The 11,751-nt window shown below is 38.5% G+C and carries 14 protein-coding genes; 8 read left to right on the top strand and 6 right to left on the bottom strand.

The window, feature by feature from the left end:
- The first annotated feature begins 3 nt into the window (after positions 1-3).
- From folE to QM382_RS05395, 3 genes are read left to right on the top strand one after another with little or no spacing between them, the layout of a single operon-like run.
- Positions 4-558, top strand: coding sequence for a GTP cyclohydrolase I FolE (gene folE, locus QM382_RS05405; RefSeq protein WP_414272696.1), 555 nt, complete (start codon positions 4-6; stop codon positions 556-558).
- A gap of 38 nt (positions 559-596) precedes the next feature.
- Positions 597-1,418, top strand: a complete 822-nt coding sequence (gene folK, locus QM382_RS05400; protein ID WP_414272695.1) for a 2-amino-4-hydroxy-6-hydroxymethyldihydropteridine diphosphokinase — start codon at positions 597-599, stop codon at positions 1,416-1,418.
- Complete coding sequence (locus tag QM382_RS05395) at positions 1,411-2,694, top strand: DUF308 domain-containing protein (RefSeq protein WP_414272694.1); 1,284 nt, start codon at positions 1,411-1,413, stop codon at positions 2,692-2,694. The genes folK and QM382_RS05395 overlap by 8 nt, the downstream gene beginning before the upstream one ends.
- 32 nt (positions 2,695-2,726) lie before the next feature.
- Here the strand turns inward: QM382_RS05395 and QM382_RS05390 are convergent, their stop codons facing one another.
- Positions 2,727-3,044 (bottom strand): DUF960 domain-containing protein, encoded by a 318-nt coding sequence (locus QM382_RS05390; protein ID WP_004251754.1) that lies wholly within the window; start codon positions 3,042-3,044, stop codon positions 2,727-2,729.
- Between the two features lie 204 nt (positions 3,045-3,248).
- Here QM382_RS05390 and ccpA point away from each other — a divergent pair, with 204 nt between their 5' ends.
- Positions 3,249-4,256 carry a catabolite control protein A gene (ccpA, locus tag QM382_RS05385; RefSeq protein ID WP_247921901.1) on the top strand — a complete coding sequence of 336 codons (1,008 nt, stop codon included), beginning with the start codon at positions 3,249-3,251 and terminating at the stop codon, positions 4,254-4,256.
- Positions 4,257-4,294: 38 nt separating this feature from the next.
- On the opposite strand, the gene QM382_RS05380 is transcribed toward ccpA, so the two are convergent.
- The gene (locus tag QM382_RS05380) at positions 4,295-5,257 is read right to left on the bottom strand and encodes an asparaginase (RefSeq protein ID WP_414272693.1); all 963 of its coding nucleotides are present in this window, start codon (positions 5,255-5,257) and stop codon (positions 4,295-4,297) included.
- A 65-nt stretch (positions 5,258-5,322) separates the two neighbouring features.
- On the opposite strand from QM382_RS05380, the gene QM382_RS05375 reads away from it, so the two are divergent.
- On the top strand, positions 5,323-6,717 hold the full coding sequence (locus QM382_RS05375) for a Cof-type HAD-IIB family hydrolase (protein WP_414272692.1): 1,395 nt from the start codon (positions 5,323-5,325) through the stop codon (positions 6,715-6,717).
- 75 nt (positions 6,718-6,792) lie between these two features.
- Here the strand turns inward: QM382_RS05375 and QM382_RS05370 are convergent, their stop codons facing one another.
- The 4 genes from QM382_RS05370 to QM382_RS05355 all read right to left on the bottom strand — a co-directional run bounded on the left by QM382_RS05370 (position 6,793) and on the right by QM382_RS05355 (position 9,076).
- On the bottom strand, positions 6,793-7,386 hold the full coding sequence (locus QM382_RS05370) for an Asp23/Gls24 family envelope stress response protein (RefSeq protein WP_024054513.1): 594 nt from the start codon (positions 7,384-7,386) through the stop codon (positions 6,793-6,795).
- A gap of 13 nt (positions 7,387-7,399) precedes the next feature.
- Positions 7,400-7,570 carry a DUF2273 domain-containing protein gene (locus QM382_RS05365; protein ID WP_006144923.1) on the bottom strand — a complete coding sequence of 57 codons (171 nt, stop codon included), beginning with the start codon at positions 7,568-7,570 and terminating at the stop codon, positions 7,400-7,402.
- 12 nt (positions 7,571-7,582) lie between these two features.
- Complete coding sequence (gene amaP, locus QM382_RS05360; RefSeq protein WP_049494133.1) at positions 7,583-8,146, bottom strand: alkaline shock response membrane anchor protein AmaP; 564 nt, start codon at positions 8,144-8,146, stop codon at positions 7,583-7,585.
- A 477-nt stretch (positions 8,147-8,623) separates the two neighbouring features.
- Positions 8,624-9,076: a universal stress protein gene (locus QM382_RS05355; protein WP_414272691.1), complete on the bottom strand. Its 453-nt coding sequence runs from the start codon at positions 9,074-9,076 to the stop codon at positions 8,624-8,626.
- A 144-nt stretch (positions 9,077-9,220) separates the two neighbouring features.
- Between QM382_RS05355 and QM382_RS05350 the strand changes: the two genes are divergently transcribed.
- From QM382_RS05350 to QM382_RS05340, 3 genes are all read left to right on the top strand, one after another.
- Complete coding sequence (locus QM382_RS05350; RefSeq protein WP_414272690.1) at positions 9,221-10,060, top strand: metallophosphoesterase family protein; 840 nt, start codon at positions 9,221-9,223, stop codon at positions 10,058-10,060.
- A 70-nt stretch (positions 10,061-10,130) separates the two neighbouring features.
- Entirely contained in the window at positions 10,131-10,568 is a 438-nt protein-coding gene (locus QM382_RS05345; RefSeq protein WP_414272689.1) for an Rrf2 family transcriptional regulator, read from the top strand.
- A gap of 68 nt (positions 10,569-10,636) precedes the next feature.
- Complete coding sequence (locus tag QM382_RS05340; protein WP_414272688.1) at positions 10,637-11,656, top strand: YdcF family protein; 1,020 nt, start codon at positions 10,637-10,639, stop codon at positions 11,654-11,656.
- Positions 11,657-11,751: the final 95 nt, after the last annotated feature.

Here is an 11,751-nt window from a genome sequence, read left to right as displayed (position 1 = left end):
AGAATGGATATACAAAAGATTGAGACAGCTGTCAAAATGATTATCGATGCTGTAGGAGAGGACGCTAACCGCGAGGGCTTGCAGGAAACACCTGCTCGAGTGGCTCGTATGTACCAAGAAATTTTTTCAGGACTTGGTCAAACTGCGGAAGAGCATTTGTCAAAATCCTTTGAAATTATCGATAACAATATGGTAGTGGAAAAGGATATTTTTTTCCATACCATGTGTGAACACCACTTCTTGCCATTTTATGGGAAAGCTCATATCGCCTACATTCCAGATGGACGCGTGGCAGGTTTGTCGAAGCTTGCGCGTACAGTTGAAGTTTATGCTAAAAAGCCACAAATTCAAGAACGCTTGAATATCGAAGTAGCTGATGCTTTGATGGACTATCTTGGTGCCAAAGGTGCTTTCGTTGTTATTGAAGCAGAACATATGTGTATGAGTATGCGAGGTGTTCGAAAACCAGGAACTGCAACCTTGACAACAGTAGCTCGTGGAGTGTTTGAGACAGACAAAGATCTTCGAGATCAAGCATACCGTCTCATGGGGTTATAAAAATCGATTCAAACGATTTTTTCTAGAAAGGACTAGTTATGGATCAATTGCGCATTAAGGATTTGGAAATTTTTGCCTATCATGGTCTTTTCCCGAGTGAGAAGGAACTGGGTCAAAAATTTATCATTGATGCAAGCTTATCCTATGATATGACCAAGGCTGCTACGGACTTAGATTTGAAAGCTTCTGTCCATTATGGCGAGCTCTGTCAGCAATGGACGACTTGGTTTCAGGAAACCACTGAAGACTTGATTGAAACAGTTGCCTACAAACTAGTAGAGCGCACTTTTGAAACCTATCCAATAGTTCAAGAAATTAAACTGGAACTCAAAAAACCATGGGCGCCTATTCATCTACCACTAGACACCTGTTCAGTAACCATCCATCGCCGCAAACAAAGAGCCTTTATTGCTCTAGGTAGCAATATGGGGGATAAGGCGGCTAATCTCAAGCAAGCTCTTGAAAAAATAAGTGCTCGTGGGATTCGTATTCTCAAAGAATCTAGTGTGATTACAACTGAGCCATGGGGCGGTGTAGAGCAAGAAAATTTTGCTAATCAGGTCATTGAAGTCGAAACTTGGCTGCCGGCTCCAGTCTTGTTAGATACCTTGTTAAGCATTGAGGCAGAAATGGGACGGGTCAGAGAAGTGCATTGGGGACCTCGCTTGATTGATCTGGATTTGCTCTTTGTAGATGATCAGGTTATCTATACAGATGACCTCATCTTACCGCATCCTTATCTTGCTGAGCGTCTATTTGTCCTAGAATCACTTCAAGAAATAGCCCCACATTTTATTCATCCAGTACTGGGACGATCAGTTCGTCACTTGTATCGTCAATTGGAGAAAGAAAATGTTTAAGTTTTCCGAAACTTATAGTAAATGGAGAAGTCTAGGGGAAGGTGCAGTGGCCATAACCTTAGGCCTTCTCTTGATTTGTTTTGGACAGTTGGTACCGAGGTTAGGTTACCAGCTATTAATGGGTTATTTTTCTTTGTCTGCCGTTTGGCATTTATTGACACGATGGTTTCAAGAAAAGTCCAGCAGAGAAAATATTTTTGTAACTCTAGCCAAGCTCTCGATTGCAGTTATCCTATTTGACTCTGTTATCTTGCAGGGGATTGCCCTCTATGTCTTAGTCGTTGCTATTGGAAGTTATCAATTATTTACAGGCCTAATCAGTTTGATTACCTGGTTGCTATACCGGAAAAATCATATTCATCCAAGGATTAATTACTTATTTGATGCTTTATGGATGATGGGATTTGGTCTCTACAGTATTTCTCCTTTTCATGATGCGACAAATTTTGAATTACTCTTACTTGGTTTTTACTTGATTATGTTGGGAGCGAGCAGCCTCAGAGATGGTTTCTTTTTTGAAAAAGGGAGAAGCAATCCTAAGCTTAAGCGTAGAATGAGAATGACCCTGCCTATATTCATGACAGCCTTGATTCCCATCAGCACCTTACGACGATGGAATGAAAGGTTATCTAGTCATCAGGTAGAAGAAAATGAAGTGCATTTGGAGAGAAAAAATGAAAAATCTGTTGATTTAGAAATTTTCATCCATACTTCAGAATCATCTTTCTTCTTGGCCATGGGTCATGTAGATATCTGCTATCAAGGTCAGGTTATTTCCTACGGCTCTTATGACCCACATTCAGAACGCTTGTTTGGGACAATTGGCGACGGGGTTTTGTTTAAGGCTAATCGTGAAAAATATATTGAACTTTGTAAGAGAGAAAGCCAGAAAACCCTATTCGCCTATGGTTTAAGCCTGTCTGAACAACAGAAAAAGGCCATCGAAGAACGATTGAGAGAGATAGAAAGCCTCTTGATACCTTGGGAGCCAAGTTCACAACTGTTGAAAAGAAGGGAAGGAGAGGTCAAACATACCTACTCTTATCAGCTGAAACACGAGGCTGATGCAACCCTCTATAAGTTCACATCATCTAAATTTAAAACCTACTTTGTTCTCAGTACAAACTGTGTTCTATTGGCCGACTCTATTGTTGGAGAGGCTGGAACTGATATCCTTAGTCCCCAAGGTTTTATCGTTCCCGGGACTTATCAGGACTATCTTGATTTAGAATTTAAAAAACCGAGTGGTATCGTGGTCAGTCGTTCTATTTATTAAAAAAGAAAACTCTAGTCAGAAGACTAGAGTTTTTAAAATAGGTCATTTTCTTCAGGTAGGAGGATGGTTTCCTTACCGTCCATATCCATAACAAGTACTTTCGGTGGGTACAATGGGTCAAAGGGATGATTAAAATCGAAGTCAATCGTTGTAGGTAGATGCTCACTTGAAAAACGGAAGGTGATGGAACCGTTACTGTTTAAGAGCTGAAATTCCAACTCATCTTCTAATTCAAAAACATGCTTTAAAAAATGATCGATAATGTACCAGATTGAGTCAATCACATCGTCTGGGAGATTGGTTACCACACCAAAGCTAGCACAACGTCTATGAGAATCCGTAAAAGCCATCCATGCCTCCTACTTAATTTTTTATTATCATACTGCAAACTGGCCTAAAAATCAAGAAAAGTAAACTGATTTACAAAAATATGATTATTGGTGAAATTTTTTCAAAGAAAGTTCGATTAGTCCTTGAAAATGCTTACAATTAGTGGTAAACTAGTAGTGGTGTAAACATGAAAACAAAATTTTCAACATTAGAAAGGAAACGGTATGAACACAGATGATACAGTAACAATTTATGACGTTGCCCGAGAAGCAGGAGTTTCAATGGCAACTGTCAGTCGTGTAGTCAATGGCAACAAGAATGTCAAAGAAAACACTCGTAAGAAAGTTCTAGAGGTGATTGATCGCCTAGACTATCGTCCAAATGCAGTAGCTCGTGGCTTGGCAAGCAAACGAACAACAACTGTTGGGGTTGTCATTCCAGATATCACTAACACGTATTTTGCTGCGCTAGCAAAAGGGATTGATGATATTGCAGAGATGTACAAATATAACATCGTCCTTGCGAATAGTGATGAGGATGATGAAAAAGAAGTGGCAGTAGTGAATACACTCTTTTCAAAACAAGTTGATGGTATTATCTTTATGGGCTATCACTTAACAGAGAAAATTCGCTCAGAGTTTTCACGTTCACGTACCCCTGTAGTTCTTGCAGGAACAGTGGATGTAGAACACCAGCTTCCAAGTGTTAATATTGACTATAAGAATGCTACTGCGGATGCTGTTCGCCATTTGTTGAAGCGTAACAAAAAAATTGCCTTTGTGAGTGGCCCGTTGGTAGATGATATTAACGGTAAAATTCGCTTGGTTGGCTACAAAGAAGCTTTGAAAGCAGCAGGAGTCAACTATAGTGAAGGACTTGTATTTGAATCTAAATATCGCTATGATGATGGTTATGCTCTGGCAGAGCGCTTAGTTTCTTCAAAAGCAACTGCAGCGATTGTGACTGGTGATGAATTGGCAGCTGGTCTCTTGAACGGCTTGGCTGATCATGGAGTTTCAGTGCCAGAAGACTTTGAAATCATTACGAGTGATGATTCTCAAATCGCTCGCTTTACTCGGCCAAGCCTTACAACTATCGCACAACCCTTGTATGATTTAGGTGCGATTAGTATGCGTATGTTGACTAAAATTATGCATAAAGAGGAATTAGAAGAACGTGAAGTCCTCCTACCTCATGGTTTGACAGAGCGCAAATCAACCCGAAAAGACTAAAAAAATCCTAGGAAGTCAGATGATTTCCTAGGATTTTTTTATCCTTCCATATAAGCTTGGAGCTCATCGCCCTTAAGTCCAGCATTGATTGCAATAAGAAGCTTCAGTCGTGCTTTTTGAGCGTTTAGTTCTTTTACAAAATATACACCATCATTCTGAAGACAAACACCACCGCCTTCGTAGGCGTAAACAGGTTCTGCAATCCCATTGAAACAACGTGAGACTAGTGCAATAGGAAGTCCTGCTTGACTGAGAGATTTTAATTTTTCAGCTGTTTCCTTTGGTACATTTCCAGCGCCAAAAGCCTGAATAATCAATCCATCTAGTTGGTCAACAGGAAGTAAATCGAGAAGTTCATCGGTCATGCCCGCATAAACAGGGATAATAGGGACCAGCCCTTGAATGCTCTCAAGGTCAAAACGAACACGAGGTTCTGCTGTTTTGAAGTAGAGAATTTCCTGCTTCATAATGAGTCCGAGTGGTCCATGAGTTGGTGTTTGAAAGGTACTAACGTTAGTAGTATGCGTTTTTGTGACATATTTGGCGGCGTGAATTTCATCGTTCATAACGATCAACACACCCTTATCTGCAGCCTTGTTATCACTCGCAACGCGTAAGGCGCTTAGATAGTTGTAGACACCATCACTTCCCAGTTCATTGGAAGATCTCATGGCACCTGTCAGGACGATAGGCATATGAGGTACCTCCATGGTGTCGAGGAAATAAGCCGTTTCTTCTAAGGTATCTGTCCCATGTGTAATGACAACACCATCATAGGCCGATGCCTCTTGTTTAATCTTTTTGTAGAGGGCTAACATATGCTTAGGCTTGATGTATGGGCTGGGCAAATTTAAAAAATCCAAGGAATGGACTTCGATACCTTCGAGAGGATTAGAGATATGATTCATAGGGTTATCAGCACTAGTCCTTACAGCTCCAGATTCATCTGCCTGCATGGAAATAGTGCCACCGGTATGTAAAACAAGGATTTTCTTAGTCATGATTCACTCACTTTTTCTGAAATGTGGTATAATCATTGTATCATAAAAGAAAGGAATGAGATAGAATGGAAGTCAAAGCTGTGTTTTTTGATATTGATGGAACGCTTGTAAATGACAGTAAGAGTGTTTTGAAGTCCACAAAGGAAGCTATCAAGATTGTGAAAGAACAAGGGGTGCTTGTTGGGGTAGCAACAGGGCGAGGACCTTTTTTTGTTAAGGATTTGATGGATGATTTGGATCTGGATTTTGCAGTGACCTACAATGGCCAATATATCTTTAACAAAGATCGTGTTCTTTTTGCTAGCCCTATTGATAAGAGAAGCCTCAGACAAATCATCTCTTATGCTAAGAAAAATCGAAAAGAGATTGCCATGGGAACGAGACAAGACGTTGTCGGTTCTCGGATTATGTCCTTTGGACTCAGCCCTCTTTCACAGCTAGTTAGTCGATTTGTACCTAAATTTTTGACTCGTACTGTTAGTCATTCCTTTAATCGTATGGTCAGTAAGGCCCTTCCTCAGAAGGAAGATGATTTGTTGGACTTAATCAATCAGCCGATCTATCAGGTGCTTATGTTGATGACGCCTGAGGAGACAAACCATGCTGCTGAAGTATTAAATCATTTGAAATTTACCAGAAGTAATCCATTCGCGGCCGATATTATCAATCAAGGAAATTCTAAGTTAGAGGGTATCCGTCGTGTCGGGAAAGAGTATGGTTTTGATCTCAATCAAGTCATGGCTTTTGGAGACTCGGATAATGACTTGGAAATGTTGGCTGGTGTTGGGATGTCTGTTGCCATGGGAAATGGTAGCAACAGCGTAAAAGAAGTTGCCAAGCATATTACTGCCAGCAACCAAAACGATGGGATTCACAAAGCTTTGGAATATTTTGGAGTTTTGTCTTCTGAAAAAGTCTTTGTCAGTCGTGACTATCATTTTAACAAGGTTAAAACCTTCCATCATATGATGGACGAGCGAACTCAAGAAGAACCAATAGCTTGGGATTTGCAAGGGGCGACTCATCGCGCCGGCTTTAAGATTGAAGAGTTAGTTGAATTTGTCCGTGCTGCAAGCAATTCTGAAGAGGAATTTCAACAAGCTGTACAAGATTTGCACCAGGCACTTGATATAGCTGCCGAAAAAGTATCTCAGTCAACACCAGCTGAGAAAACCCTCGTTGGTCAAGTGGATGCTTTGATTGACACACTCTACTTTACTTATGGAAGTTTCGTTTTAATGGGGGTAGACCCAGAGAGAATTTTTGAGATTGTCCATCAAGCAAACATGGGTAAAATCTTCCCAGATGGTAAGGCTCATTTTGATCCAGTAACCCACAAAATCTTGAAACCAGATAACTGGAAAGAAAAGTACGCTCCAGAGCCTGCAATCAAAAAGGAAATAGAGCGCCAAATCAAGGCTTATGAACGTCATAAGGAAAGAGAAAATAGAATGAGTTAGAAGCTCCAAGATGAAAAATTAAAATACCTATTGGATTTATTCAATAGGTATTTTTGTTCATATTAGATTTTGGAGCTAGTTTACACGACTTTTTTCTTTAGATGTTACATCTTTTACAGCTTCGACACCTTCACTTGCTTTTTCTTTAGCAGTTGATACACCACTACTGAAACCAGTTTTAACTTTTTCAAATTGTTCGGATGCAAATTCACCTGTTGACTCTGCTGCGTCAGTTACTCTATCTTGAAGACTCACTGAGTCTGCTTCAAATTGTTCTTTTGTTTTGATATCAACAACGTTCACGTTTACTTCAACAACTTCAAGATTTGTCATTTGTGAAACTTCAGAAGTGACAACTTCTTTAATTTTGTTGTATAGTTCAGGAACGTTAATTTTGTATTCTACAACAACATTCAAATCGACAGCAACTTGTGTCTTACCGACTTCAACATTAACTCCGCGAGTAACATTATCTGTGTTAATAATTTTTTCAGTTAAATTAGAGAAAAATCCTCCATCAACGTCCAAAAGACCAGGTACTTTTTCTAATGCTAGACCAATAATTTTTTGGATAACCTTATTTTCATAAGTAAGGCTTCCTTTTACTTCATGAGTAGTAGCAGTAGATTCATTTTTTTCTGTAGAAACGTTTTTTTCCAAGTTTGACATATGCGACTCCTTATTATTTATTTATATAGTTTTTTTGGATATATAATCCAATTACAATTCCTAAAGCTCCGAAAATCAAAACAAATAGTGTTTTGAAGAAACCAAAGGAAATAATTAAACAAGCTAGAATAATACCTATTAAGCCTGATAAAATTGGATACTGATACTTTTTAAGTAATTCCATCTTTTCACTTCCTTAATCTACACGACTTGTAGTTTTTTTGTGTTGAGTTGGAGGTTGATAGTTTTTAACCAAAACTTCAAGTTTTACCTCACGGTCAAGACCAAAAAACTGCCTTAATCCTTGAGTTATTTCATTTTGAATTGACTGGCACTTAGTAGAGACGTTGTCTGATGTAATTATTCTACCTTCCACGTAAACAAAACATTTATTTCTTCTGACATTTACACGGATAGTTGGATTTTTAATCAACTCATAATCATCAACAACACATCTAACGAACCCTTCAATAGCTGAATTTTTTAGTTTAAGCTTATCATCTTTAGTACCTAATTGAATATCCAGATATTGCTTAGGATAAAATAGTATAACTAGGATTGATGATAAAACTAATACTGATAGGATTAATGTCCCCCAAAAGATGTATTTAGAAATGAATGCAGCAAAACTCCATTCTCTCCAGCTAAACAATTGAATGCCTAGGTCACTTGCTTGTTGGTAATCAACCAAGATGGGGAGGAAGACTGTCAAGATAAGAATGCAGAAAATAAGTAAAAGTATTTTCTTTGTTTTTGACATATACAATCCTTTCGAATTAATCTCATAGATTATTGTAACAGTTTAGGGAGGTGTACAACAATCTATCATCTTCAAGATAGAAGAATACGGAATTAGTAACTTTGAAAAGTGCTACTATGATAGATGAGGTTAGCTAATTTAGTTAACGAAGGGCTCATATTCCCGAGGGATTGTTAATAGAGAACTAGGAAAATGGAGTAAGTAGTTTCAAAACAAAATGTATGATACCCTTAGACGTAAGAATGCCAAGTCGTCTATAACAAGTGGCAAAATAATGAGTCTCCTTTTCTAAACTGTGATTACATTCTCAGTTGCTTTTAGTATACCACCCTTTGAAACCGCTGTCAATTTTCGAACATCCTCTCCTTTACTTTACAGATTAGTTTAGGATTTTTTGACGAATATAGTCCTTGCTGTATAAAAGGCTATCACTAATAAAAAGCAAGGTCGGGATTTTCCCGACCTCTTTTTTTCTCATTATAAAGTTTTATCCTTGTCTCGAACGACGAGAAGGTCAATGCTTGTATGGCGTAGGATATATTCTGATGAAGATCCGACAAGCAAACGTTCGAAGGCGTTAAGCCCTGTTGCTCCAACCAATATCAAATCAACGTGTTCTTGATCAGGGATTGTTTTAGCCAAAAGAGTTTTAGGATTTCCCATTTCGATGACAACTTGAATATCTTTAAGACCAGCGTCTCTTGCACGCTTTTCATATTCTGCCATCAACTCTTGTGCCTCGACTTGTAACTCTTCGTAAACTTCTGTATCGAATGTTGAAATGCTTTGAAGAGCACGAGTATCGATTACATGCGCAATGGTTAATTTAGCCTGGTTACGTAATGCTGACTGAACTCCTTTGATAAAAGCCAAATCAGCTTCTTTAGAACCGTCGACTGCTACCATGATGTTTTCGTAACGTTGTGTCATATCAAAAACCTCCTCATTTCTTATCACCTTCATTGTAATCCTTTTCACTAAAAAAGTAAAGTAAAACATGATAGCAAAAAAGAGACTTTTTGACTTTGGTTTTGAGAGTGTTATAATTAAATGTGAGAAACAAGAGGGGATCATATGACAAAAATTGCGGTACTTTCAGATATCCATGGAAATACAAGAGCACTGGAAGCTGTTTTAGCAGATGCAGAGAAGGCAGGCGCTGAGGAATATTGGCTCTTGGGAGATATTCTCATGCCTGGGACAGGACGAAAAAATATTCTCAGACGATTAGAGGACTTGCCGATTACGATTCGAGTTCTGGGGAATTGGGAAGAGAGTTTATGGCGAGCTGCTCATCGAAAATTAGATACAAGTAGACCTAGCCATCGCTACCTCTTGCGCCAATGCCAGTATATTATGGAAGAAATTAGTCTAGATGATATTGAAGCTCTACAGGCATTTCCCATGCACACACACCGCCAGTTTGGAAATCTGAAGGTAGGGATAAGCCATCATTTGCCGGATAAAAATTGGGGAAGAGAACTGATCCATCTTGGCAAGCAGGAGGATTTTGACCGTTTAGTAACCAATCCTGACTGTGATATTGCAATCTATGGACACATTCATCAGCAGTTTCTTCGCTATGGAAGTGGTGGGCAACTCATTTTAAATCCAGGCTCAATTGGGCAACCATTCTTTTTATCAGCAAGTCTACGTGAGGATTTGCGGGCGCAATATATGATTTTGGATTTTGATGACAAAGGTTTGAAGGATATAGATTTTCGTCGTGTTGATTACGATGTTGAGTCAGAATTACAATTGGCTAGAGATTTGAAATTGCCCTACTATAAGGTATACTATGAAAGTTTAGTCAATGGAATTCACCATACCCATAATCAGGACTTGTTGCATGAAATCGCCCAGAGTCAAGGACATGATGTTGAATTGGACGACTGGCTTAGTCGTAACTCTTGACATTACAACTCTAGGAGATATAATAAATATAAGAGAAGAATGAGCTTTGTTGATAATAAAGGAGGACTGCATGCAAATTTCAAGCCGATTTACCATTGCGACACATATGTTGGTAATCATTGCCCTGAAAGGGAAGGAAAGCAAGGTGACTAGCGATTTTCTAGCTAGCAGTGTTGGAGTCAATCCTGTTATTATCCGAAAAACTTTGTCCCAACTGAAAAAAGCAGACTTGATTTCAGTCGCGCGTGGAACTGGTGGAGCGGAGATTATCAAAGACTTAGAGGACATCTGTCTTTTAGATGTTTACCAAGCAGTTGAGTGTTTAGGGAAGAAAGGACAACTCTTTAGTTTCCATGATAATCCTAATCCTGACTGTCCAGTAGGAGCCAATATCCATGGTGTTTTAGATGAGAAATTACAAAAGATTCAGCTAGCTATGGAGCAGGAGCTGAGCAAAACCAGTCTTGCTCAAGTAGTGGCAGATGCAGAGAGTAGGATAGAAGGATAAGAGGACCTAAGGTCCTCTTTTTTTTTGTGGATAATTATGATAAGATAGAATTATTAAAGGAGGAAGAAATGTATCTCGTTATAGGAATTGTATTAGCATTTATACTGTCATTTTGGAAGGATAATAGAAGTTTGTGGAATCCAGTATTATTTTTATTATCTCTCATTTCAAGTTATATTTATCTAGCCTACCTTTTTTATAAAAATGGGTATGAGAATGTTCATTTAGCTTTTTATGTATTTGCCTTTGTCTTACTTCCTTTTTTGATATTTCTAAGTGGCATTTTTTTAATCTATAATGGAGTCATTTTGTTGAAGCGAGAGGGACGTTCAAAGACCAATTATCTCTCAATGCTCTTTGGAATATTTATTTTGCTATTTTTTGCCTTGATTTCATTTGAAATAGGAAGTCGAAATGCATTATTTTACACCAATCATTTTCTAAACATTTTATTTGTATTCATTGTCTATTCTTATTTTATTTTTGGCTTTGCCTTTGTGGGTTTCATGTTGTACTCTATCTTGTATCTCTTTATTCCCAAGAGGAAGCATTATGATTTTATTATCATTCATGGTGCAGGTTTGTTAGGTGGAGAAAAGGTAACACCTTTGCTAAAGAGGAGAATTGATAAGGCAGTAGAAGCTTACCACAAGTCTAAGAATCCTCATATCAAAATCATAGCCAGCGGTGGACAAGGGGCGGACGAAAAGATTTCTGAGGCCCAGGCAATTACAAACTATCTGCTTGAAGAGACAGACGTTCCCCGTGATGCGATTATCATGGAGGACCAGTCAAGAACGACCTATGAGAATCTTCTTTATTCTAAGAAGCTTGGCGAGAAACTGGTAGCAAGCCCCCAATTTCTTTTTGTGACAAATGATTATCATGTTTTTAGAACAAGTACCTATGCTCGTAAGCTAAAAATGAAAGGTGATGGTCTAGGTTGTCGGACAGCTGGCTATTACATTCCGTCAGCCTTTATCCGTGAATTTGTAGCTCTATGTGTGAAATTGAAGTGGCTCTTTATGTTCTTCTATGGATTATTATTCCAAGCTCTTCTTTTATCCTATAAGGGAATTCTTTGGTAATAAGAAACTCTCCTTAATTTTTTAAGGAGAGTTTTTATGATAGAAATAGTTGAAAAAAGTAGACTAAAAAGCTTGATAACTGAAGAAAAAATGAA

Origin of the sequence: Streptococcus infantis (assembly GCF_047465185.1) — a bacterium.
Lineage (GTDB): Bacteria > Bacillota > Bacilli > Lactobacillales > Streptococcaceae > Streptococcus > Streptococcus infantis_O.
The sequence above is the reverse complement of the archived record's forward strand: the minus strand, read 5'-3'. Positions and strand labels throughout refer to the sequence as shown.